This window comes from Terriglobus roseus DSM 18391 (assembly GCF_000265425.1).
Lineage (GTDB): Bacteria > Acidobacteriota > Terriglobia > Terriglobales > Acidobacteriaceae > Terriglobus > Terriglobus roseus.
Genome location: NC_018014.1, coordinates 3,319,676 through 3,342,795 on the forward strand (window position 1 = coordinate 3,319,676; position 23,120 = coordinate 3,342,795).

At 60.0% G+C, this 23,120-nt stretch carries 19 protein-coding genes; 11 read left to right on the forward strand and 8 right to left on the reverse strand.

What is annotated here, in order from left to right:
• Positions 1-38: 38 nt before the first annotated feature.
• The 4 genes from TERRO_RS13600 to TERRO_RS13615 all read left to right on the forward strand — a co-directional run bounded on the left by TERRO_RS13600 (position 39) and on the right by TERRO_RS13615 (position 3,823).
• Complete coding sequence (locus tag TERRO_RS13600; protein WP_014786269.1) at positions 39-1,289, forward strand: efflux RND transporter periplasmic adaptor subunit; 1,251 nt, start codon at positions 39-41, stop codon at positions 1,287-1,289.
• Between the two features lie 35 nt (positions 1,290-1,324).
• Positions 1,325-2,284, forward strand: a complete 960-nt coding sequence (locus TERRO_RS13605; protein WP_014786270.1) for an ABC transporter ATP-binding protein — start codon at positions 1,325-1,327, stop codon at positions 2,282-2,284.
• A 123-nt stretch (positions 2,285-2,407) separates the two neighbouring features.
• On the forward strand, positions 2,408-3,253 hold the full coding sequence (locus TERRO_RS13610) for an ABC transporter permease (protein ID WP_041593293.1): 846 nt from the start codon (positions 2,408-2,410) through the stop codon (positions 3,251-3,253).
• A gap of 9 nt (positions 3,254-3,262) precedes the next feature.
• Complete coding sequence (locus tag TERRO_RS13615; protein ID WP_014786272.1) at positions 3,263-3,823, forward strand: DUF2059 domain-containing protein; 561 nt, start codon at positions 3,263-3,265, stop codon at positions 3,821-3,823.
• 1 nt (position 3,824) lies between these two features.
• Here the strand turns inward: TERRO_RS13615 and TERRO_RS22140 are convergent, their stop codons facing one another.
• Positions 3,825-5,720 carry a sensor histidine kinase gene (locus TERRO_RS22140; protein ID WP_014786273.1) on the reverse strand — a complete coding sequence of 632 codons (1,896 nt, stop codon included), beginning with the start codon at positions 5,718-5,720 and terminating at the stop codon, positions 3,825-3,827.
• Between the two features lie 30 nt (positions 5,721-5,750).
• Positions 5,751-6,776, reverse strand: coding sequence for a YpdA family putative bacillithiol disulfide reductase (locus tag TERRO_RS13625; RefSeq protein WP_157178348.1), 1,026 nt, complete (start codon positions 6,774-6,776; stop codon positions 5,751-5,753).
• 165 nt (positions 6,777-6,941) lie between these two features.
• Between TERRO_RS13625 and TERRO_RS13630 the strand changes: the two genes are divergently transcribed.
• A complete protein-coding gene (locus TERRO_RS13630; protein WP_014786275.1) occupies positions 6,942-7,556 on the forward strand; it encodes a nitroreductase family protein in 615 nt (204 codons plus the stop codon).
• Positions 7,557-7,629: 73 nt separating this feature from the next.
• Here the strand turns inward: TERRO_RS13630 and trxA are convergent, their stop codons facing one another.
• The gene (trxA, locus tag TERRO_RS13635) at positions 7,630-7,962 is read right to left on the reverse strand and encodes a thioredoxin (protein WP_014786276.1); all 333 of its coding nucleotides are present in this window, start codon (positions 7,960-7,962) and stop codon (positions 7,630-7,632) included.
• A 186-nt stretch (positions 7,963-8,148) separates the two neighbouring features.
• Between trxA and TERRO_RS13640 the strand changes: the two genes are divergently transcribed.
• From TERRO_RS13640 to TERRO_RS13650, 3 genes are all read left to right on the forward strand, one after another.
• Positions 8,149-8,862 (forward strand): HAD family hydrolase, encoded by a 714-nt coding sequence (locus tag TERRO_RS13640; protein ID WP_014786277.1) that lies wholly within the window; start codon positions 8,149-8,151, stop codon positions 8,860-8,862.
• 215 nt (positions 8,863-9,077) lie between these two features.
• Entirely contained in the window at positions 9,078-9,569 is a 492-nt protein-coding gene (locus TERRO_RS13645; RefSeq protein ID WP_014786278.1) for a (deoxy)nucleoside triphosphate pyrophosphohydrolase, read from the forward strand.
• A 492-nt stretch (positions 9,570-10,061) separates the two neighbouring features.
• Entirely contained in the window at positions 10,062-11,393 is a 1,332-nt protein-coding gene (locus tag TERRO_RS13650) for a M48 family metallopeptidase (RefSeq protein ID WP_014786279.1), read from the forward strand.
• Between the two features lie 764 nt (positions 11,394-12,157).
• Here the strand turns inward: TERRO_RS13650 and TERRO_RS13655 are convergent.
• The 3 genes from TERRO_RS13655 to TERRO_RS13665 are packed head-to-tail and all read right to left on the reverse strand — an operon-like array spanning position 12,158 to position 15,730.
• Entirely contained in the window at positions 12,158-13,408 is a 1,251-nt protein-coding gene (locus TERRO_RS13655) for an Nramp family divalent metal transporter (protein WP_014786280.1), read from the reverse strand.
• Positions 13,405-14,454, reverse strand: a complete 1,050-nt coding sequence (locus TERRO_RS13660; RefSeq protein ID WP_014786281.1) for a CgeB family protein — start codon at positions 14,452-14,454, stop codon at positions 13,405-13,407. The genes TERRO_RS13655 and TERRO_RS13660 overlap by 4 nt, the downstream gene beginning before the upstream one ends.
• Before the next feature lie 4 nt (positions 14,455-14,458).
• Complete coding sequence (locus TERRO_RS13665; protein ID WP_014786282.1) at positions 14,459-15,730, reverse strand: magnesium transporter MgtE N-terminal domain-containing protein; 1,272 nt, start codon at positions 15,728-15,730, stop codon at positions 14,459-14,461.
• Positions 15,731-15,946: 216 nt separating this feature from the next.
• Here TERRO_RS13665 and TERRO_RS13670 point away from each other — a divergent pair, with 216 nt between their 5' ends.
• Both TERRO_RS13670 and TERRO_RS13675 read left to right on the forward strand, forming a co-directional pair.
• The gene (locus tag TERRO_RS13670) at positions 15,947-16,387 is read left to right on the forward strand and encodes an ATP-binding protein (RefSeq protein WP_041592585.1); all 441 of its coding nucleotides are present in this window, start codon (positions 15,947-15,949) and stop codon (positions 16,385-16,387) included.
• Between the two features lie 58 nt (positions 16,388-16,445).
• Positions 16,446-16,793 carry an STAS domain-containing protein gene (locus TERRO_RS13675; RefSeq protein WP_014786284.1) on the forward strand — a complete coding sequence of 116 codons (348 nt, stop codon included), beginning with the start codon at positions 16,446-16,448 and terminating at the stop codon, positions 16,791-16,793.
• Positions 16,794-16,865: 72 nt separating this feature from the next.
• On the opposite strand, the gene pgsA is transcribed toward TERRO_RS13675, so the two are convergent.
• Positions 16,866-17,552 carry a CDP-diacylglycerol--glycerol-3-phosphate 3-phosphatidyltransferase gene (gene pgsA / locus TERRO_RS13680; RefSeq protein WP_052313469.1) on the reverse strand — a complete coding sequence of 229 codons (687 nt, stop codon included), beginning with the start codon at positions 17,550-17,552 and terminating at the stop codon, positions 16,866-16,868.
• A 204-nt stretch (positions 17,553-17,756) separates the two neighbouring features.
• On the reverse strand, positions 17,757-19,052 hold the full coding sequence (locus TERRO_RS13685) for a Glu/Leu/Phe/Val family dehydrogenase (RefSeq protein ID WP_014786287.1): 1,296 nt from the start codon (positions 19,050-19,052) through the stop codon (positions 17,757-17,759).
• Positions 19,053-19,770: 718 nt separating this feature from the next.
• Here TERRO_RS13685 and TERRO_RS13690 point away from each other — a divergent pair.
• Positions 19,771-23,013 (forward strand): carboxypeptidase-like regulatory domain-containing protein, encoded by a 3,243-nt coding sequence (locus TERRO_RS13690; RefSeq protein ID WP_245536094.1) that lies wholly within the window; start codon positions 19,771-19,773, stop codon positions 23,011-23,013.
• The last annotated feature ends 107 nt before the right edge of the window (positions 23,014-23,120 follow it).

Below are 23,120 nucleotides of genomic sequence, written 5' to 3' on the forward strand. Positions count from 1 at the left end.
TCAATGAATTCCGTACGACTCCAAGGAGCCGCGTAAGCATGGCGCAGAACTTTACCGACGCACCGGCCACCGCCGGCGAACACAGCCCCTTGAACACCCCTACGACACCCGAGCCCGTGGGTCGCGGCGCAATCATTGCGGCAGGTGCCTTCTTCCTGCTGCTGATCGTGGTCGGCATCGCCTTCCTGCTGCCGAAGCTCCGCCATAAGGAGACGCTGCAGGAAGATGTGCGTGCCAACGCAGGCCCGCCGCCCGTTGCCGTGACTAAGGTCGCCCTGGGCCAGGCCACCAACGTGCTCGATCTGCCCGGCAGCGTGCAGGCCTTCTCGCAGACGCCCATCTACGCCCGTACCAACGGCTACATCACCAAGCGCTTCGTCGACATCGGCGACCACGTCAAGGCGGGCCAGCTACTTGCCATCATTGAAGATCCGCAGACGGAACAGCAGCTGCGCCAGGCGCGCGCAACCGTGCTGCAGCTCAAGGCGCAGGCGGTGCAGGCACAGGCCAACGCCAAGCTCTCAACGCTGAACAACGTGCGGAACCAGCAATTGCAGAAGGAAGGCGTCATCTCGCAGGCCTCTGCCGATACCTTCACTGCGCAGGCCGGCGCGAACGACGCCACCGTGAACGCCGCCTTGGCCAACATCGCCGCAGGCGAGGCGAACGTGCGGTCACTCGAAGAACAGGCGAGCTTCTCGCGCGTTACCGCACCCTTCACGGGCGTCATCCTTTCGCGCGGCATCGATGTCGGATCGCTGATCACTTCAGGCTCCGCCAACTCCGTCACGCAGCTCTTCACCGTCGGCCAGTCGGGCACGGTGCGTGTCTTCGTCAACGTGCCGCAGGCCAACGCCCCTGACGTGCTCAGCACCGCGACCGCAAAGGTCACCTTCCGCGAACTGCCCGGTCAGGCTTTCAGCGGCAAGGTCACGCGTTCGGCCAGCTCCATCGACATCGCGTCACGCACCATGCTGACCGAGATCGATCTGCCTAACCCGAAGAACCTGATCCTTCCGGGTATGTTCGCGACCGTCAGCTTCAACACGCGCGACGCGAAGCCACCCGTACTGATCCCGGCGAATGCGCTCTTCGTCCGCACCGCCGGTCCGCAGACCTTCGTGGTCGATGCCAACAACATCACGCATCTCCGCAGCCTGACGCTTGGCCGGGATTATGGCAGCTTCACGCAGGTCCTCACCGGCCTGAAACCGGGTGATACCGTTGTGCTGTCGCCATCCGATGCCGTCGTCGATAACATCAAGGTCGATCCGCAGCTATTGAAGTAAAGCCTTCAGCATCCCCGCTGAAACCCAGGAGCAGTGTGAGCAGCGACATTCAATCCCCAGGCATCGTCAGCCTGCGTGGCCTGCGCAAGGTCTACGACGGCAAGCCCCCCGTAGTCGCCGTCGATGGTATCGACCTCGATGTTCGTGAGGGCGAAATCTACGGACTGCTGGGCCCCAACGGCGCCGGTAAGACGACGACCATCTCCGTCTGCACCACGCGCGTTCTGCCCACGGCAGGCACCGCGCACATCGCAGGCATCGACGTCGTACGCAACCCGAGCGAGGCGCGCCGCTTTATGGGCGTGGTGCCCCAGTACAACACGCTCGAACGCGCCTGCACCGTTGCGGAGAACATCCAGTTCCACTGCCTCTACTTCGGCTTCTCAAAGGCAGAAGCGAAGGCCCGCACCGCGGAACTGCTCGACCAGTTCCATCTCTCAGAGCGCGCTGGATCGTATCCCGCGCAACTCTCCGGTGGCTTGGCGCAGCGTGTACAGATCGCCCGTGCCATCGCCCATCGGCCGCGCGTTCTCTTCCTCGACGAGCCCTCTGCAGGCCTCGATCCGCAGAGCCGCATCGCCATGTGGGAGGCCGTGCAGCGCCTGCACACCGAAGGCATTACCGTCGTCCTGACCACGCACTACATGGAGGAGGCCGATGAACTCTGCGACCGGCTCTCCATCGTCGACAATGGCCGCGTCCTCGTCGAAGACACACCGCAGGCGCTGAAGAACTCCGTGGGAGCCAGCACGCTGTATGAACTGGATCTGCGCGAGCCGACGGAATCGCTCGTACCGCTGCTCAAAGCGCTGCCGCACGTCACCGGTGTTGAGACAACGCCCAAGGGCTTGCGTGTGATGGCTGGCAACGCCGATGGCCTGCTGCCGCAGGTTGTCACCGCGGCGACGCCGTATGGACTCAAAGATCTCAGCATCACCGAACCGACACTGGAGACCGTCTTCATCCGACTGACAGGCCGCGATCTAAGAGAGTAAGCGGTCTGAGGAAGTGATCGGCTGCCGTCTGAGGGGCAGCGCTTTCGGAGGGGCATGGCCTAAGCCATGCCATACAGCACCATCAAGTTACGGGCATTAGCCCCCGAGGGATTCAAGCGCGCCATGACGACCATTAGCAAAACGACCTCGCCGGCAACGCAATACCTCCGCGCCTTCCTGGGCATGTTCCTCCGCGACCTGCACGTGCTGCGCCGCGAGATCTTCCCGTTCATCATCCGCATCGTGATGAACCCGCTACTCTTCCTCTTTGTCTTCACCTACATCATGCCGCACATGAGCAACGGTGCCGCGATGAATCCGACGCAGGGCATGGCCGCCAATGCGGGCGCCAACTTCTCCACGGTACTGCTGCCGGGCTTGATGGCTGTCGCCATCATGTTCAGTGGTATCGCCGCCGTGGCCCTGCCACTTGCCGTTGACTTCGGCTCCACACGCGAGATCGACGACCGCGTCATGTGCCCGCTGCCCACCGCAATGGTTGCTATCGAGAAGATCATCTTCTCCGCGCTGCAGTCCGTGATCGCTGCCGCCATCGTCTTTCCGCTGGCGTACTACATTCCGTCTACGCCTGTGTACGCGCACGTGACGAGCTGGCCCTTCCTCATCGCTGTGGTCGTGCTGGCATCGCTGGTCGCCGGAGCGCTCGGCCTGACCATCGGCACCAGCGTGAAACCCGCACAGATCGGCCTCATCTTCGGCGTCGTCGTCATGCCCATCACCTTCCTGGGCTGCGTCTACTACCCCTGGAAAGCACTGGGCGCCATCAAGTGGCTGCAGATGGGCGTTCTCTTCAATCCCATCGTCTACATGAGCGAAGGTCTGCGCGCGGCACTGACGCCTTCCCTGCCGCACATGCATCCCGCGCTGATCCTGCTGATGCTGACATTCTTCCTCTGCCTGCTCACATGGATCGGGACACGAGGCTTTCTGCGCAGGGTGATTGGATAGTTAAGACATATGCCGAAAACACGTTTGCGCACGCTCTTGTTTGGCTCAGTTCTGTTGCCAACCCTCGCTCTTAGCGGCGTCCACATCGCCCACGCCGCAACAGGGGTGTTCCAGAATCCCACCGCCGCGCAAAACCATGATGCTGCCGTGCAGTTCGTAGCGGTCATAGGGGCCCGAGCCGCCCTGCTCGGAGTCAAAGAGAATGCCGTCGAACAAGGCAAGCTGGCGATGCGACAGAACTATCCGAAGTATGATCCGCAGTTTATCGAGGAGTGGGGCAAGCGTTCCCTCGCTCGCTACAACGTGGACGACTACCTCAAAGTGATCGTTGGGGTGTATGAGAAGTACTTCACCACGGAAGAACTGAACGAACTGAGTGCGGCGAGCAAAGCCCCCGGCGGGATTGCCGGTGCCAAGCTCGCTCAACCGCTACGAGATAAGCTCGCGGCGAACACGACGTCGATTCAGAGCGAAATCATTGGCGGCTGTACGCAGGTCGGCGCAAAACTAGGCGGAGAGATTGGGATAGAGATCGGCAAGGAACATCCTGAGTGGATCAAGCCGAACTAATCTAGACCAGGTGATCCGCCAGCGCATGCGCCGCGCTATGCACGATCCGCGGTCCGCGAGGCACACCATCCCACGGCAGATAGATCGAGAAGACCGTGCCGGATGAGCGGTCATTCTCAAACCGTGCCCGTCTGCTGCGCACCAGTACCGCGGCGTGGTGACGGTCCAGGATCTCCTCGCTGGCCCACAATCCGAGCCCGGTGCCTGTGTTCTCTTTCGTCGTGAAGAAGGGCTCAAAGATCCGCTCACGCACCGTATCCGACATGCCGACACCGGTATCCGCAACAGTGATACGAACACCCCGCCGGCCGTCGACCCATGCAGGCCTCGCACGAAGATATAGCGACCCGCCGTTCGGCATCGCATCAATTGCATTGCCTACCAGGTTCGCAAACAACTGCCGCAGCTCGCCTGCAAAGCCGAAGAGCATGATGTTGTCCGCAAAGCGCTGATGGATCTCGATCTTCGGCGACTGCATCCGCGCATTGTGCAGCACCAGCACGCTCCGCAGAACATCGACAACGCTCACATCAGAAGGCTGGTTCGACTGCCGGTAGAACCGCAGCGTCTGCTGCGTGATCTCGCCGACACGCGACAACTCCTGCTGCGCCATCGCCGCATACTCCATCACCAGGGCTGAACTCGCACCGCTGGTGCGGATCAGATACAGCAGGTTACTGACGGCCTCCAACGGATTGTTGATCTCATGCGCAATCGAAGCCGCAAGCCGCCCAGCCGCTGCCTGCTTCTCGCTGCGGCGCATCGACTCCTCCGCCTGCACGCGCTGTGTCACTTCACTCGCGATCACGCCAACCCAGCGGATCTCGTCGTTGACCATCACCGGAAAGTAGCTGACGAGCCACGACCGCGAAGACTCATCGCCCGGCATCACGCCCGTCAACAGATGCTCGGCGACCGGCTCTCCGGTCCGGAAGACACTCTCCACCAGCAGCTCCACCTGGTCTGCCAGACGAGTCGATCCACCCCGCGGAATCAGATCCCGAAGCCGCTTGCCAAGGTGCTGCTCCGCAGACATTCCATGCATCTTCGCCAGCCGATCGTTGATGCGCACATAGCGCAACTGGCGATCATAAAAAGCAAAGCCAATGGGCGCGCCCGTCAGCATCGCGTCCAGCAGATTCAGCGTCTCTTGCGTTCCCCGTCGCTGCCGCGCGATCTCGTTGACCATCGCGTTGAAGCTGGCCGTAAGAGCACCCGCCTCATTGCGAGCAACCACCTTCAGCGGAAAGGCCGAAAGATCATTCGGATCGTTCTGCACCTGCAGCGTCGCCAGGCTCAACTGCCGCAGCGGACGCGTCATCGTCGGCGCCAGCAGGTACACCAGGAACAAATTGCCAAAGAGCGCACACGCCGCGTAGATCAGCAGGCTCTGCAACACCGTCACCGGCGTCTGAGTCACCACACCATTGTCCTGCGTCATCCACACGATGCCACGCACAACGCCCGCCGTTACAACGGGCTGCACGCCCTCATCGTCGCCGTCATCCTGCCGCATCCGCACATAATGCGCGTCGCGATTGAGCAGGGGCAGCAGAGCCCGTTCGCGCGGCGTCAGCTCCGAAGGCATATCGGCACCGCTGATGCGCAGTGTCTTGCCCTGCGCATCCGTAATGCGTGCGGCCCGGATCGTTGACGTCAGATTCACCGCACGAACAACATGATCCAGCAGATCCGTATCGTTGTCCGTCAGCGGCTCAACCAGCAGCCCCGCAATGATGCCCGTCTGGCTCTGCAGACGATTTCGATCATGTGTCTTACCATCACGAAATTGCTGCCGCACGCTGAAGAACAGGAAGATGCTGAAGACCAGCAACTGCACGATCACGGTGCCGCCGATCAACTGGCCCATGATGCTGCGCGGCGCCCTCAGTCTCATCAGTTCTCTGCCCTCATTAGCGTTACTGCCTCAAGCCTGCTGAAACTTCGCCGTCAGATCACGTGCAATCAGCTCGCCGTGGAAACGTCCGTTCTCAATAAAGATCTTGTTCGTGCGTTCCCCGGCAACGACCACGCCCGCCATGTAAATGCCCTTCACGTTGGACTCCAGCGTCGTCGGATCGCACTGTGGACACCGATCATTCTCCGCATCCAGGTGAACGCCCATCCGCTCCAGAAAATCAAAGTCCGGGTGATACCCCGTCAACGCAAAGACGAAGTCGTTCGCAATTGTGCGATCGCCTTCCGGCGTACTCAGCGTCACGGTATCTTCCGTAATCTGTTTCACCGTGGACGAGAAGTAAGCCGTGATCTCGCCGTTCTTCACACGATTATTAATGTCCGGCAGGATCCAATACTTCACATGGCGGTGCATGGCGTCGCCACGATGTACCAGCGTCACCTTCGCTCCATGGCGCCACAGATCCAGAGCAGCAATCGCAGCCGAATTCTTCCCACCAATGACCAGAACGTTCAGCCCGAAATAAGGGTGCGGCTCGTTATAGTAGTGCTGCACCTTGCTCAGGTTCTCACCCGGAATCCCAAGATAGTTCGGCAGATCGTAATACCCGGTCGAGACGATCAGCTTCTTCGCCTTGAAGACCTGCAACCGACCGAACCGATCCGTCGTATGCACACTGAAGTTCCCATCGGAACCACTGATGTGGCCCACCAGGTGGTACTGCCGCACGTCCAGCGCGAAATGCTCAGCAACCTTGCGGTAGTACTCCAAAGCCTCGCTGCGCGTCGGCTTCTGGTTCGGACTGCTGAAGGGCATGTTGCCAATCTCGAGCAGCTCCGGCGTTGTAAAGAATGTCATGTGCGCCGGGTAGTGAAACAGGCTGTTACACAGGCAGCCCTTGTCCACCAGCACCACGCTCAGGCCTGCATTCTGCGCATCAATGGCGCAAGCCAGGCCCGTAGGTCCGGCACCAATCACCAACACATCAAACGCAACGGTCTCCTGCGCGACAGTTCCCTTCGAGATCTCTTCCATAACCCTCAATTGAAGCACGCATCCTAACGATGCAGGATATTGAGCGTACGACATTCCGAGCCCCCGCCGGATGTACAGCATCGCAAACGCTCCGATATCCGGCCATCCGGCATCGCCGTTCCACCTCGCGACATCTCAATCGAAATACCACTGAGGAGTTCTCCCATGCCCGACACAAACGCCCTCGAGCAAGCGAAACGCGGCACCGCCGACGCACCCGTGCACGACCTCATCCTCAGCCGCTGGAGCCCCCGCTCCTTCGCCGACAAGCCCGTCTCCGATGCCGATCTCAAGACCATCTTCTCCGCGGCCGCATGGGCCGCATCCAGCTATAACGAGCAGCCGTGGCGCTTCCTCGTCGGTCGCAAAGGCGACGAAACCTACACCAAGATCTTCAACTCGCTGGCGCCGCCAAACCAGGCATGGGCAGGGTCAGCGCCTGTCCTCTACTGTTCCTTCGGCAAGAAGACCTTCAGCGCCAACGGCCAGCCCAACGGCTATGGCCTGCACGACACCGGTGCCGCCTCCGCAACCATCTCGTTGCAGGCACAGGAACTAGGCCTGCACACGCACGGCATGGGCGGTTTCGATAAGGAAACGCTGCGGGCCTTCTTCGGCGTACCCAGCGACTTCGACGCAGGCGCATGCTGGGCCCTCGGCTACCTCGGCGATCCACAGAACGTCCCGGAAGACTTCAAAGCAGCCGAACTCGCACCACGCACCCGTAAACCCCTCTCAGAGTTCGTCTTCAGCGACTGGGAAAAGCCGGCCGCCCTCTAACCCGAAAAGATTCACCCAGACGCAGAAAGGCCCGGAGTCTCCTCCGGGCCTTCTCCTGCAACTTCGTGAAAACTTATGCCAGGACCTTGATGATGGTCTTGTCGATGGTGTCCTTGGGGACGAAGCCGACGATCTGCTCAGCAACCTTGCCGTCCTTGAACAGCAGCAGTGCGGGAATACCGCGAATGCCGTAGCGGCCAGGCGTGGCGTTGTTGCGATCCACGTCCATCTTCATGACCTTAATCTGGCCGTTGTACTCGGTGGCAACCTGGTCCACGACGGGTGCCAGTGCGCGGCAAGGACCACACCAGGTGGCCCAGAAGTCCACCAGAACGGGTGTGGAGCTCTTCAGCACTTGCTCATCGAAATCAGCATCGTTAACTTCGGTTACAAACTGTCCTGCCATGGTATCCGCCTTCTCTCAGGATTTCGCTTGACCAGAACGCTGCATTGTGTGCAGCCTTGCGATCATCCACTTAAATAGATGCAAGCCCGCAGAAAGAGTTTCATATCCGTCAAAGTGACGTCTTTCGCGCATGCGAAAGCACGACGTCCCTTGGCCGGTTATCGCTGGGCTGCGATCATAGAAAGTATGACTTCCACAGTACCTGCGCGCACCCTTTCCAGCCAGCAGTTTCTTGACGCTGTCCGCGCCGGCCAGCCTCGCACGGCCGTATTCGACTTCGACGGCACCCTCTGGCCCGGCGATGCAGGCTCCGGCTTCCTGCACTGGACCATCGCGACCGGCCTTCTGCCGGAATCCGCCACACGCCAGATCCTCGACCGTCACGCCATGTATCACCGCGGTGAAGTCGACGAAATCACCATCTGCGGCGAGATGACCTCCATCTACAGCGGCCTCAGTCAGAAGGCCATCCGCGCCAGCGCCGCGCGCTACTTCACGGACCACGTCAGACCGCGCCTCTTCCCCGTTATGGTCGGCCTCGTACACGAACTACAGGACGCCGGCGTCGAGGTCTGGGCCGTCTCCTCCACGAACAACTGGATGATCGAAGAAGGCGTCCGCGAACTGCGTATCCCCGCCGAGCGTGTCCTCGCCGCCGCCGTCGCCGTCGACGACGATCTCGTCACCTCCACCATCGTGGATATCCCCAGCGACGAAGGCAAGGCAGCATCGCTCCGCCGCGTTGGCCTCACGCACCCCGACGCCGTCTTCGGCAACAGCGTGCACGACTTCCACATGCTGGAGATGGCAGGCATGCCCTTCCCCATCAACCCCTCCCCTGCCCTCGCCTTAAAGGCCGCCGAACTCGGATGGCCCGTCTTCTATCCGGACGAGGCATAGGTAAGACCGCTCTAGTACCTATCTCTTTGGCCGACAATCGCTTGAGGGCATGTCGTACAGCATGTCCTCAGGCGATGGAAGAGCGTGCCTTCGCGGATGCGCGGTGATGCATGCTATGCCGTGCAGGCCACGCCTGCATCTACACTGCTGTGACGGTAACTGTGCAGACTTCACGCAGCGAGCCGCACGGTCAGGACTTTGGGGACGGCTGAGGGTTGAAGAAGAAAGAGGCAATCCGCAGGCTCGACGCACGCCGCAACGGCGCAGCAGGCCCGCGCCCGCCCAAGGCCCTGCGCATGGTCGTCGCCGCACTCATCCTCCGCACGGATGAAAATGGCTGCGAAGAAGTCCTCATCTGTCAGCGCAAGGCCGACCAACCCATGGCACTCAAGTGGGAGTTTCCCGGCGGCAAGATCGAAGCCGGTGAAGGCCCGGAAGAGGCGCTCCACCGCGAACTAAATGAAGAACTCGGCATCTTCGCCGAGATCGGACCGCCGCTCACCCGCATCCGCCACAACTACCGCAACGGCGGCGCGGTCGACCTGCAGTTCTTCATCGTCCGCAGCTTTACCGGCGCACTGGAAAATCGCATCTTCCGCCAGATCCTCTGGTCCGGCTTCGGTGCCCTGCCCGAATACGACTTCCTCGCAGCCGACCTCGGCCTAATCCGCGACCTCGCCGACGGCAAACTAAAAGTCTCCGACTAATCTCTGACGCGACGAAGCTTGGGTGCCCCATTCTTTCGCGGCTCTATCGCGAAAGGGTGGGTGATTCGCGCAAAGCGCGAACCAGCGGAAGCATGGACAAGCCACTGAACCGAATGTCAGCAAATGAAGTATGCACCCTGATCGAAGCTCAGGATCGCGACGAAGCTTGGGTGCCCCATTCTTTCGCGGCTCTATCGCGAAAGGGTGGGTTATTCGCGCAAAGCGCGAACCAGCGAAAGCATGGACAAGCCACTGCACCGAATGTCAGCAAATGAAGTATGCACACTGATCGAAGCTCAGGATCGCGACGGAGCTTGGGTGCCCCACCCTTTCGCGGCTCTATCGCGAAGGGGGGTGATTCGCGCAAAGCGCGAACCGCAGAGCCTCGAACATGCACCGAGTTCAGCTGCTCAGCGACAAGCGCCAAAGGCGCGCCCCATCACGACCCCAAAAATCAAAGCAACCAAACCACACGCTCTGCTATAAGAGCGCATGCGCCGCCTCCTGCTCTGCCTCGTTCTCCTGTTCGCCGCGACGACCCTGCACGCCTCCACGACACCTGCGGAGAAGCTCGCAAACGACGCCGCCCAGCACGAACTCGACAGCTCGCCCTGCGACGGCAACATCCCCTCCTACAGCCTCACGCCTGAGAATCTCGCGAAGGGCCAGCACCTGGAGCACGTCGGCAACCTGATGCACTTTGGCGGTGCCATCTGGGGCATCGTCTACCTCGTCCTTCTGCTCTCCACCGGCGTCGTCGGCGCCCTGCAGAGTGAGGTCACGAGCCGCTTCCGCAACCGCTGGCTGCAGTGCTTCTACTTCCTCCTGCTCTTCGGCATCATCACGTCGGTGCTCGATCTGCCGCTGGCTCTCTACGGCCACTGGCTGCGGCTGCACTACGGCCTCTCCGTGCAGGGCTGGGGCAGCTGGATCGGCGATCAGTTAAAGAGCTCCGCAATCGGCTGGTTCATCGGCGGCCTGTTGACCATGCTGCTCTTCCTCATCATTCGGAAGCTGCCGCGCTCCTGGTGGTTCGCCTTCTGGCTCTGCTCCATCCCCATCATCCTCGCCGGCATCTTCGTCACGCCCTACGTGATCGATCCCGTCTTCAACAAGTTCGAACCGCTCTCGCAGTCACACCCCGAACTCGTTCAGCGGCTGGAACAAGTCGTACACCGGGGCAACATGGACATCCCGCCCGAGCGCATGTTCCTCATGAAGGCATCGGCAAAGGTCACCACACTCAACGCCTACGTCACCGGCTTCGGCGCCTCGAAGCGCGTGGTCGTCTGGGACACCTCCATCACCAAGGGCACACCCGACGAGATCATGTTCATCTTCGGACATGAAAGCGGGCACTACGTCCTGAACCACATCGTGCAGGGCCTGCTATTCTCCATCGTGATCCTGCTGCTGGCGTTCTACCTCGGCTATCGTTTCGTCACGTGGGCCATCCGCCGCTTCGGTCCGTCGTGGGGCATCGCCTCGCAGGTCGAATGGGGCATGCTGCCCATCTTTCTCCTGGCCTTCTCCCTCTTCAGCCTCGTGCTTGAGCCGATCACCTCGACCGCCACACGCAGCCGCGAACACGACGCCGACGTCTACGGCCAGGAAGCCATTCACGGCCTCGTCGCTGATCCTCAAGCGGTCGCACGCGGCGCCTTCCAGGTCCTTGGCGAGACCAGCTTCGACGACCCCAATCCCTCGCAGTTCATCGAGTTCTGGACCTACGGCCACCCCAGCATCGGCCGCCGCGCAGCCTTCGCCACACACTACAATCCCTGGGCCGCAGGCATGCAGCCGAAGTACTTCCAAAAGCCGTAGGCGCCGCAAAACCTGTCAACCCCCTAAACCACTCATCTCCCTCATTTCAAAGGAGATTGAGTTGGCGGGCTATTTCGCGGGAATCACTACAATAGAGATAGAGGAAATCACGGACAAGATCGAGAAGTAGAGGGTTCCTGCGGACCAGATCGAAGCAGCCAACGGAAGCAGCGGACCAGATCGAAGCAGTCGACGGAAGTAGCGGACGAGACCGAAGCAGTTGACGGAAGTAGCGGACGAGATCGAAGCAGTCGACGGAAGTAGCGGACGAGATCGAAGCAGTCGACGGAAGTAGCGGACGAGATCGAAGCAGTTGACGGAAGTCGCGACCAAACCGGGAAGAGGTCGATGGGACGACCGGGGCAAGCCCGATTCTAGAGAACCGGAGAATACCTCCGACCGGAAGGGCACAGCTTCAGCTGGGCCACCCACGACACCTTGCGAATGGGCTTTAGCCCCTGAGGTTTAGCTTTCCTTCGATCGCTGGGCCTCAACGAAGCAAAATATCTCTGCCCGGAAGGGCACAGCTTCAGCTGTGCCAACCACTAGGCCCGTGCAATGGGCTTTAGCCCTGAGGTTTAGCTTTCCCGCGGAAGTCGAGCATTTCAGCCTCCCCGAAAGTCGGATGGACAACACTCCGGGACCTAAGTCCAATGGAATCTAATTTTTGCGCGTAACTCCAATGGAATCTAATTTTTAGCGGAAACCCAAAAACTCAACTCCTTTGTTTTCTAATTTTTACGAAAAATACCGGGGGGGGAGGGTCATCCCCGCAACGACTGCCAGACCAGCACCAGCGAAAGCCCTGTCACGATCGCAGCTGTGCCCCAGGCGATGATGTTGAACCAGAGACGGTTGTGGTACTCGCCCATCAGTTCCTTGTTGTTGATCAATCGCAGCATGAAGTACATGACCACCGGCAACAGCAGGCCGTTCAACACCTGCGACAAAATCGCCATGCTGACCAGTGGGAAGTTGGGGATCAACACCACCGCTGCACCCGCAACGATAAGTCCCGTGTAGAGCCAGTAAAAGACCGGCGCCTGCTTCCACGTTCGGTTCAGGCCACTCTCGAAGCCAAGGCCCTCGCAGACTGTGTACGCAGTCGACAGCGGCAGGATCGAAGCAGCGAACAGCGAAGCATTGAAGAGTCCAGCAGCGAACAGCAGGAACGCGTAGTCACCCGCAATCGGTCGCAGAGCCTCCGCAGCGTCGGCAGGCACGTTGATCTGTCGCACGCCATGAACGAACAGCGTCGCGGCACACACCACCACGATGAACCACGCCACCACGTCCGTGAAGATGGACCCGATGATCACGTCGAGCCGCGTGGCCTTGTACTGCCGAACCGTCACGCCCTTCTCCACGATGGACGACTGCAGATAGAACTGCATCCACGGTGTGATCGTCGTTCCGATGACACCGACCGTCATGTAGACGTAGTTGCGATCCTTCCACGCCGAGCGGCTCGGCAGCTTGACCGTCTCGACCATCGCAGCATGCCAGTCCGGGCGGCCAAGCACGCCGGCAACGATGTAAGCCAGATACACCACCGAAGCGAAGAGAAAGATCTTCTCCACGCTCTTGTAATCGCCCTTTACCACCATCGCCCACACCAGCGCAGCAGCCGCCGGCACAGCGATGTACTTACTCACGTGGAACAACTGCATCGATCCGGCAATGCCCGTGAACTCCGCGATCACGTTGCCGAAGTTCACCACTACCAGCAGCATCATGACCACAAACGTCATGCGCAACCCGAACTCCTCACGGATCAGGTCGCTCAGTCCCTTGCCAGTGACCGCGCCCATACGAGCGCACATCTCCTGCACCACGATCAGCGCAAGCGTGATCGGAATCATCGTCCAAAGCAGCGAGTAGCCATACTGCGCACCCGCCTGCGAGTAGGTCAGGATGCCACCCGCATCGTTGTCCACGTTCGCGGTAATGAATCCCGGCCCAAGCGCCGCTAGGAAGAAGAGGATTCTGACTTTCCAGCTCTTCAGCATCTTCATGCGGCACGTCCCTGGCGCCCAACACGGATCGTCTGCACACGCTCCAGGATCCGCTTCACCTGGGTGTCGTTGTCATACCCGCTCGACCACGCGCGCCGCAACCCTGCAAGCGCAATGCGATTCCGCGCCGCCTCGTCCGGCAGGTACTTTCGCACCTTCGCTGCCAGTTCGTCGTAGCCGGTAAAGAAGACCGCCTCCTCATCCTCGACGAAGCGTTCGCTATGTCCCGGCGACCGCTCCGCCAGCAGAAAGCCACCACACGCAGCGATCTCAAAGCTCTTGTGCACAAACTCGTCCTGGTTTCCATGCGTCAGAAAGCTGAGGTTGATCTGCGACCGCCAGATCGCCTCCCGGTAACGCTCGCGGAACAACTCACCCTCGCGATACAGCGTGTCATACAAGCCTCCAAGCGGACCGCGCCAGTGCTGCGGACCACCTGAGATCACCACAGGAAGCCCCTCCGCGTGCAGCCGCATCAGCGTCTGTGCGCGGTCGTCATACGACGTGCCAATGAATGAGACACCACGATCGCGCCGTGCGTCCGTATAAGGCGGGTCCGCCGGAAACTGCATCGTCGGCTCATACGCCGTCTGGATCTTGATCACGTCGCGAGCGCCCGCGTCACGGTAGCTCACCACGTTTACGTCACGCTGCGTGCAGTGCAGGTCGTAGTGAGGAATGGTCTTCGCATACAGCCGCCAGCCCGGATCGCGCCGCGGCCCGAAGTAGTTGTCAATCATGTACGAGACGGTCGTGATGCCTCGGGCACGCAACGCGTCCAGCGTCGCCGGCCGCATCCACAGCACCTTGTCAGCCCACACCATCTCCGGCTGAAAGCGCTCTGCCTCCGCGAGGATGTCGTGATTCAACCGGCTCACGTCCGGACCGATCGAGGCACGGAACTCAAGCTTGCGCAGCAGCGGATGCTTCGCGCGATACGAAATGGTGTCGATCGCCGACACGTCATGGCCTGCGCGCACGAGTGCCGCGCGCCGATACTCGGCAGTGTCGTTCGGAGAGAGCTGTGCAACGTACAGTATCCGCATCGTGTCAGCGCCCCGCCCTTAGCAGCGCGATCACATGCTCTGGATAGATCACACCGGCGAGCTGCCGGTCATGCTCCAGCACGGCCAGCGAACGCAGGTTGTATTTGTCGAACTGTTCCGCGATCTGGCGACTGCCCGCGTCGATGGAGCACGTATGCATGCGTGGCTCCCGGATGGCCTTCAGAGGTGTCGAACGCTCGGAGAGCATCATGCGCGCAAGCGTAACGACCCCCGTCAGATGCTGCTGCTCGTCCAGCAGGAAGATCTCATTCACCGTTTCCAGATCCCCCTCGAAGATGCGCAGAGCATCCACGGCATGCTGCACATCGGCAGTGTCCAGCAGCGCGACGTAGTCAGTCGTCATGCGTCCGGCAGCCCAGTCCTCAGGGAATTCCAGGAGCTCCTCGACGTGCGCACGCTCTTCCGGCTCCATCTCGTGCAGGATCGCCTCAGAGCGCTCTTCGGGCAGCTCGGCCAGCAGGTCGGCCGCAGCTCCCGGATCCATCTCTTCGACGATGTCGGCAACGCGGCTGGACTCCATGCCCTCAAGCAGCGACCGCTGCAACTTTGGATCGATCTCCTCCAGAGCCTCGGCAGCAATCTCCTCGTCCAGCGAGGTGAAAACTGCCTCACGCTCTGCCGGCGCCAGTTCCGCGAGGATGTCAGCGATGTCTGACGGATGCATGTTCGACAGCCGATCGCCCTCGATCTTCAGGCGGACGCGACGCGCCGGATCGCGGTCGATCAGATCCACGAACTCCCAAGGAATGACCCGGGCCTGAAAGCGATGCGCCAGCGACTCGATCAGCCCCTGCGGCAAGCCCTTCAGCAGCCGTCGCACGGCGCCGCGCATCCCCACCTCAACCTCGGCGATGCGGAGCTTGCAGACGGAGTCCGCTTCGACCTCCCAAACCAGGGCCACGTCGTTGACGCGCACGACCTTGTGGCCGTGAACGTCGATGATCTGCTGGTCCAGCAGATCACGCTCCAACAGCACTGAAGATGGTGTCAGCTCCATAAGCGTCTGCTCGGTCGTGGAGCGGATACGGATCTCTCCGGCGTGACTGAACGTGAGGTCTTTCAGCGGCACGCTGTAGACCTGCTTGTCGCGCACCTTGCCTGAGGCTGAGAGCACAAGGCAACTGACATGTGTCCCTGCTTCCTCGGACTTCAGGAGGAACTCAGCGATGCGGCCCCTGGAATTACCCTCCGCATCGAAGACGCGGGTGCCCATCATGGAAGACAGGGTGGTTCGACGGATCGTCTGTTCAGTCATCGATCTCGCCTCCCTGTCCTCAGAAATTTGGGTTCCACTTCGCAGTCTACCCAAGCCTTCGCATCCGGGCGAATACACGCAGAGAATGCGCTCGACGCAGTGGCCGTCCCGCCTTTCCGACGCATCCGAATCTGTATGTTTCTTGACTTTCCTCGCCGCGGGAAGCACACTGCGAGGGAAGACCGGACATTCGCACAACCGCTGTACCGGAGACCGTTGCCGAACACGCCCACAACCCGCACCAGCCTCACCCTGGCGTCGACGCTGGAGACAGTGGACCGCGTGGAGCACGAAGCGGAGAGCTTCGCTGCCCGCTTCGGGTTCAACGAGGACGACGTATCGAGCATCGCCATGGCCGTGCGCGAAGCCACGGTGAACGCCGTGATTCATGGCAACGCTTACAGCCAGGACAAGCAGGTCACCGCAAGTTTTGAGGCTACAGAAAACGAGCTGGTCTTCCGCATCAGCGATCAAGGAACGGGCTTCAACGAGGAGAGTATTCCCGATCCCCTCTCGCCAGAAAACATCCTCCGCGGTTCAGGGCGTGGGGTCTTCCTGATGAAGGCATTCATGGATGAGGTACACTTTCGCCAGCTATCGCCGGGTACCGAACTTACGCTGATTAAGCATCGAACGCCCGAGCAACACGCAGCCTGAATCTTTCAATTCAGTAAAATGCAATACATTTCGCCGATCCTTTCGGCAGGAGAGCACGATGAGCATGAAGGTAAGCACGCGCCAAGTTGACGGCGTAACGATTCTGGACCTGAGCGGTCGCATCACCCTTGGCGAAGGCTCCGTTACCCTGCGCGACGCCGTGCGCGATCTCGTCGCCAAGGGCGACAAGAACATCCTGCTGAACCTGGGCGACGTCAGCTACATCGATAGCTCGGGCATCGGGGAGCTCGTCAGTGCCTTCACCAGCGTCAAGAACTCCGGCGGCGAACTGAAGCTGCTGAATCTGACCAAGAAGGTCCACGACCTGCTGCAGATCACCAAGCTGTACACCGTGTTCGATGTCAAGGATGACGAGACCTCGGCCGTGGGTTCGTTCACCCGCTAAGCATCAGCTCTTCCGTAACTGAGAAAGGCCGTCGCTCAAGCGACGGCCTTTCAGCTTCTACGAAGGTTGCTCCTAGACTCCACCAGCGGTAGGGCCAACGGTCACGACACTCTTCTTCCGGCTGAGCACACTCGCGCGCTTACGGCGGTTCTTCGCACTGGCGTGGTCGATCTTTCCCCAGAAGCCCACAAAGTAGTCGATCGCGCTGATGATCGACACCGCCGTCATCCAGTAGATAGCCGTCACCGCAATCACATGCACCGGAACGAAGAACCATCCAGTGTCATGTTGCCAGCCGGGACCGATCCACCAGGCATTCCAGCCATGATCGAGAATCGCGGCAACGACCGATACGATCTGAATCACCGTCTTCAGCTTGCCGATCTCGCTGGCGTCGATGGTGAAACCCTCATTCGCCGCGATGGATCGCAAGCCGCTGACGAGAAACTCACGGCCGATCACCAGCACCGCGATCCATGGAGGGACGATGCGTGGGTTGAAGCTGATCAGGCAGACATAGCCCGCCGTCACAAGCAGCTTGTCGGCCAAGGGGTCCAGCAACATACCCATGGTTGTGATCTGGCCGCGGCGCCGCGCCAGGTAGCCATCCAGCCCGTCCGTGATGGACGCGGCAATGAAGAGCGTCGAAGCGATGATCTCCTGTTCGTGACCATGCGCAGGGAAGCTGCTGGACAACAGCCAGATGAGTAGAGGCACGCATGCAATGCGGCTCATCGTCATGGAATTGGGAAGATTCACCGGGTACCCGAACGCCTTCATCAGGCCCCATGCCTGAAGTCCACGTCAAGATGATTCTTGCACATGGCCGTGTCTTCCTTATACTCGCCGGCATGGACAGCCTCCTGGTCAGAGCGCGTTTGCTCAGACGACAGGCTGCGGCTCCCCAGACGCAGGATGCGCGATGCCTGAGGCATTCGCGCACCCTGTTCACTCTGTAGAGCCTTACGCGTAGATACCGCGCTGTTTGGTCGTGTAGGCCACGCGGTCGATCGCGAGCATGTACGCAGCAATGCGGTTATTCACACCGTGGTCTTCTGCGTAACGAATGACGTCAATGAAACTCTGCACCATCAGACGATCGAGGCGGTCGTTGACCTCCTCTTCCGTCCAGAAGTAGCCCATGCGATCCTGCACCCACTCGAAGTAGCTCGCGGTCACGCCGCCGGCGTTCGCAAGGATGTCCGGTACGACAAAGACTCCACTCTTCTCGAGGATCACGTCGGCAGCAGGCGTGGTCGGTCCGTTAGCACCCTCGACAAGGATCTTCGCCTTCACTGCGCCAGCGTTGCGGCTGGTGATGACATTTTCGTGCGCGGCAGGGATCAGGATCTCGCAGGCGGTGGTCAGCAGTTCGTCGCTAATCGCTTCAGTAGCGCCGGCGAATCCGCGAATGCTGCCGGACTTTTTCCGGTGCTCGGCGAGCGCCGGAATGTCAATGCCATCCGCGTTGAAGAGACCACCGTCCCATTCCGCAATGCCGATGACGCTGTAGCCCTTTTGTCTAAGGAGCAGCGCAGCGTTGGAGCCTACATTGCCGAAGCCCTGAATGATCACGCGGCAGTCTGCAGGCTTCATTCCCAGGTAGTTCAGTGCCTGGTCGCAGGCGATGGAGACGCCGCGGCCGGTAGCGGCGCTGCGGCCGCGCGATCCGCCGATGTTGATGGGCTTACCGGTCACCACGCTGGTCACCGTCTGCCGCATGTGCATGGAGTAGGTATCCATGATCCATGCCATCGTCTGTTCGTTGGTGTTGACGTCCGGAGCGGGCACGTCCTTCTCCGGTCCGAAGACTTCGATCATCTCGGCGGTGTAGCGCCGCGTCATGCGCTCGAGCTCGCCCTGGCTCATCTTTTTCGGATCGCAGATGACGCCGCCCTTGGCGCCGCCGAACGGGATGTTGACCACGGCGCACTTCCAGGTCATCCAGCTTGCGAGCGCGCGGATCTCGTCGAGGTTGACGTCGGGCGCGTATCGGATGCCACCTTTTGCGGGGCCGCGGGCTACGCTGTGCTGCACACGGAAGCCGGTGAAGACCTCGATGCGGCCGTCGTCCATCATGACTGGAAAGTGCACGATGATCTCGCGTGCAGGCTGGCTCAGGACCTTCCAGATGCCGGTGTCGAGGTCGAGTTTCTTTGCTGCGAAATCAAAGCGGGCGGCTTGCGCCTCCCAAGGGTTCAGTTCTTTTTCGAGCGCGGTTTCTGCTTTGGTTTGTTCGACTTCCACGAGTGCTGCCATGCTTCTGCCTTCTCTTTCTTCTACCCGCGGTGTTGGTCGCGGGCTACTTCTGTTGGACGTCTTCCGGGGCACGATGATGCGTGAAACATCTGCAAATCCGGCATAAATGCCGGACTCTGTGTACCCGAAAGGGACATGGTCTGCCCTGTCCAAACCGGCCGAGTATAGGCCTGTGCTGCGGGCAGTGGCAACCGCGCGGAAGTGTCATTCCGGGTGCTTTCCGACACACTTCCTGCCAGGAATGAATCGTCTCAGTCGCGTTTTTCCAAGATGTATCGACGCGTGGCCTTAGGAAAGGCCCGAAGCGTGGACCGAGGTCGGCGGCTGGCCTTAGATCGTTCTGAGACGAACAAATAAATTCGAGCGTCGTCCGAGGTCTGCGCTGGTGCGACCACTGTCGATCCTTCCTTGTCCTTGCTTCGGGGATGACTCCGCTTTTGGATGTACTGATCTTTGATTCGCCGTGAAAACTATTGCAGGAAACGCTTGACAGTCATTGGCTCGACTCTTATATAGTTTGCGCCGCGTACAAAAGAGCGAATGTCCGGGCGTGAGCTGTTCTCCATGACCTGCAAACCTATCCCGCGGCCTGCACGTTGGCCTCACGGAAGAAGACTCTGATGTTCGCGTTTGGAAAGTTGCAGTTTGAAGTTTGTTAGGGGGTCGTATGAAGCGCGCAATAATCAGTTCTCTCGTCTTAGCCTGTGTGTCCACTTGCGTGGCAGGTGCCCAGGCGACGGATCGTCAGTTAATCAGTGGAATCGTCACGGATCCGAGCGGAGCCTCAGTCCCCAATGCGGAGATCACCGTCACGAATACCGCAACTGGCGTCAGTCGCTCGGTGACCAGCAATTCGGACGGAAACTTCACCGTTTTGAATCTGACGGTCGGAACCTATGACATCACCACCACGGTGCAGGGTTTCAAGAAGTCGGTGATTACCGGCGTCAACGTTGACGTTGGCGGCAAGCCGTCTGTGCCTGTAGCCCTTGAGCTCGGTCAGGTTGGCGAGTCCGTGCAAGTCACGTCCGATTCGGTCATGATCCAGACCACCACCTCGGAGATCGGCGGCGTTGTTACGAGCCAGGAAGCAACGCAGATCCAGTTGAACGGCCGTAACTACGTTCAGCTCCTAACGCTGCAGCCCGGTGTGTCGCAGACGGTAGCCAGCGGCTTTGCCATCTTCGGTACCTATGGTGTTAACGGCAACTCGCAGTCGGTCAACGGTATCCGTACGGACGCCGCGAACTTCTTCATCGACGGCGTGGACAACAAGGACAACGGCGGCGGCGGCAACAACTTCGTCAACATTTCGCCGGACTCCTTGCAGCAGTTCCGTAACGTGGCATCGAGCTACGACGCAAGCTATGGCGGTACGTCGGGCGCTACAGTGTCCGTGGCCATCAAGAGCGGCGGTCGTGACTTCCATGGCAGCGCTTACGAGTACATCCGTAACAGTGCTGTTCAGGCATTCCCCTTCCGTGCTCTCTCCACCGGAACGCAGGCACCGATCAAGGCGCCCCTGCGCTACAACGACTTCGGTTACACGATCGGCGGTCCGATTTTCATTCCTGGTCACTTCAACCGGAACCGGGACAAACTGTTCTTCTTCGCGGCCCAGGAGTACAAGCGTCTGCGCACCTCAACGGTGACGAACGCAAGCGTCCTGACGCCTGCCGCTATTGCGAATGCCATCGCTACGGGCCCATCGACAGCTACCGGCCGCGCTCTCGCAGCCGCGACACTGCAGGATCCAAGCGGCAACTTCCGCTATCTGAGCCTTGGCAATAACAATCAGTCGGAGTACCTGGTCAAGGTCGATTACAACCTGAACGAGAAGAACCAGATCAGCGGTCGTTTTGTCCATGACAACGTGCTCAACGTTGGTAACCCGACCAACTTTGTTATCTATGACCGTACGATTCCCGGCCTGACGACATCCGTGAACTGGACGCACACGTTCAACTCGCGGATGGTGAACTCGGCCGTCGGATCTTACTCGGGCAATATCATCAACGAGGGCGGCAACATTCGTGCGAATCCACAGTTTGGCAAGTCGATCAATCGTGCTGACTACGGCCTGACGTACGGTACGCTTTACAACGCTTCACCGATCATTCCGCAGATCACGATCTCCGGTCTTGGTAATCCTGGCGTCTCACCGCGGCAGTTTGATAACTCGCAGCGCATCTACGCAATGAAGGATGACTTGTCGATCGTTCTGGGGAACCACTCGTTGAAGACGGGTGCTTACTTCTGGCGCGCTCGTAAGAACCAGACGGCTCCGCCACAGTTGAACGGCGCGTTCACGTTTGCAAACGTGGCTGGCCTTGTAGCTGGTAACTTCACGAACTACACCGAGGGCAGCAGCATTCCGCAGGTGCAGGCCAGGTTCTCACAGTTTGAGACGTATGTGCAGGACGACTGGACGGTAAGCCGCCGGCTGACCGTGAACCTGGGTCTTCGCTGGCAGTACATGCCGCCGATCTCGAGCTGGCCAAACAACACGGCCTTCTTCGACCCGTCGTTGTACGATCCGACAAAGGCAGCGACGGTCAGCACAGCGAACGGCACCATCACCAACAATCCTGCCCCTTACAACGGTCTTGTACTGCCCGGCACCGGCTTCTCTGATAAGGCGAAGCAGGTCGTATCGCCGGCTGTTTACAACAACCCTGCCGTACAGGCGCTTTTCCGCGGCAAGCCAGGCGGAATCGTTCCGACCAAGTACAACACCTTCGCTCCACGTGTTGGATTTGCGTATGACCTGACCGGCAAGGGTGAGACTGTGCTTCATGGCGGCTACGGCATGTCCTACGAGCGCGTCGAGGGTAACTACATTTACGGCGCCGTCTCTCAGGTCCCGTTTGTGGCTGTGGCCTCGTTCGCGAGCGCGGGCAGCGCCGATGGCCTGGCAGCGCTCAGCTCTTCCCCGCTGCCGCAGACGATCAGCAACTCTGCTGATCCGAACCTGGCACCGCCGCGTATTCACAACTACAGTGTTGGCGTGCAGCACAGGCTGTTCAGCAACACTTCGCTGGAAATGAACTATGTTGGCTCCCGTTCGACCAACCTGACGTACCGGAAGAATATCAACCAGGCGGCGGCAGGCTTTGAGCAGGCGACCACGGGAGCATCGGCACAGCGCAATGCCTTCCGTCCTTACAAGGGGTACGGTGAAATCTACCAGTACACCAACGGTGCCCACTCCAACTACAACTCGCTGCAGGTTCGTATGCAGACGCGCTTCAGTAAGGGTGGCCTGGTTACGTTGTCTTACACCTGGTCCAAGGCTCTCACCATGGGATCTGCCTTCGATTACCAGCCGCAGGACAGCTATAACCTGGCAGCAGACTACGGCCCAGCAAGCTACAACCAGCCGAAGATCTTCGTTGCGAGCTATGTGTATCCGCTGCCCTTCTGGCAGCATGAGCACACCTGGTACAAGCAGGCGCTCGGCGGCTGGCAGCTTTCGGGCATCACCCGCATTGCCAATGGCCTGCCCATCAACGTGGTTCAACCGTCGGGCCTTTCTGTTGCCGGCAACCTGGTCACGACGTCCGCTGTCGCGCAGCGTCCGGATCGTGTCCCCGGTGTGAGCCCCTACGCAAAAAACGGCAAGCAGTACTTGAATGTCGCGGCATTCCGTGCGCCCGCGCCCGGAACCTACGGCAATCAGAAGTATGACGACATCATGGGACCGCTGTTCAATAACTGGGACGCGGCCGTGCAGAAGAACATCACCTTCCACGAGGGAATCGGCATGGAACTTCGCGTCGAGATGTTCAATGTTCCGAATCACCTCTCGTTCTTCAATGTGAACGGCACACTTGGTGCACAGCAGCCGAATGGCTCTTATCAACAGAACTTCAACGGCAACACGTTCCAGAACTCGTTTGGACAGGTTACAGGCACGACCGATCCGCGGACGCTGGAAGGTGTGGTTCGCTTCCACTTCTAAAGCAATTTACAACCGAGGAGGAGCGGGCCTGGCTAACGTCCAGGCCCGCTTTTTCTTTGCCAAGGGTAGAGGTAGAATCCACTCGTCGGTAATCGTTTACCCAAACG

What these genes read in the sequence shown, in the direction of transcription:
- TERRO_RS13600 (WP_014786269.1), top strand. Translation starts at nt 39, where the DNA reads ATGGCGCAGAACTTTACCGACGCACCGGCCACCGCCGGCGAACACAGC.
- TERRO_RS13610 (WP_041593293.1), top strand. Translation starts at nt 2,408, where the DNA reads ATGACGACCATTAGCAAAACGACCTCGCCGGCAACGCAATACCTCCGC.
- TERRO_RS13615 (WP_014786272.1), top strand. Translation starts at nt 3,263, where the DNA reads ATGCCGAAAACACGTTTGCGCACGCTCTTGTTTGGCTCAGTTCTGTTG.
- TERRO_RS22140 (WP_014786273.1), bottom strand. Translation starts at nt 5,720, where the DNA reads ATGAGACTGAGGGCGCCGCGCAGCATCATGGGCCAGTTGATCGGCGGC.
- TERRO_RS13625 (WP_157178348.1), bottom strand. Translation starts at nt 6,776, where the DNA reads ATGGAAGAGATCTCGAAGGGAACTGTCGCGCAGGAGACCGTTGCGTTT.
- TERRO_RS13630 (WP_014786275.1), top strand. Translation starts at nt 6,942, where the DNA reads ATGCCCGACACAAACGCCCTCGAGCAAGCGAAACGCGGCACCGCCGAC.
- trxA (WP_014786276.1), bottom strand. Translation starts at nt 7,962, where the DNA reads ATGGCAGGACAGTTTGTAACCGAAGTTAACGATGCTGATTTCGATGAG.
- TERRO_RS13640 (WP_014786277.1), top strand. Translation starts at nt 8,149, where the DNA reads ATGACTTCCACAGTACCTGCGCGCACCCTTTCCAGCCAGCAGTTTCTT.
- TERRO_RS13650 (WP_014786279.1), top strand. Translation starts at nt 10,062, where the DNA reads ATGCGCCGCCTCCTGCTCTGCCTCGTTCTCCTGTTCGCCGCGACGACC.
- TERRO_RS13655 (WP_014786280.1), bottom strand. Translation starts at nt 13,408, where the DNA reads ATGAAGATGCTGAAGAGCTGGAAAGTCAGAATCCTCTTCTTCCTAGCG.
- TERRO_RS13660 (WP_014786281.1), bottom strand. Translation starts at nt 14,454, where the DNA reads ATGCGGATACTGTACGTTGCACAGCTCTCTCCGAACGACACTGCCGAG.
- TERRO_RS13665 (WP_014786282.1), bottom strand. Translation starts at nt 15,730, where the DNA reads ATGACTGAACAGACGATCCGTCGAACCACCCTGTCTTCCATGATGGGC.
- TERRO_RS13675 (WP_014786284.1), top strand. Translation starts at nt 16,446, where the DNA reads ATGAGCATGAAGGTAAGCACGCGCCAAGTTGACGGCGTAACGATTCTG.
- TERRO_RS13685 (WP_014786287.1), bottom strand. Translation starts at nt 19,052, where the DNA reads ATGGCAGCACTCGTGGAAGTCGAACAAACCAAAGCAGAAACCGCGCTC.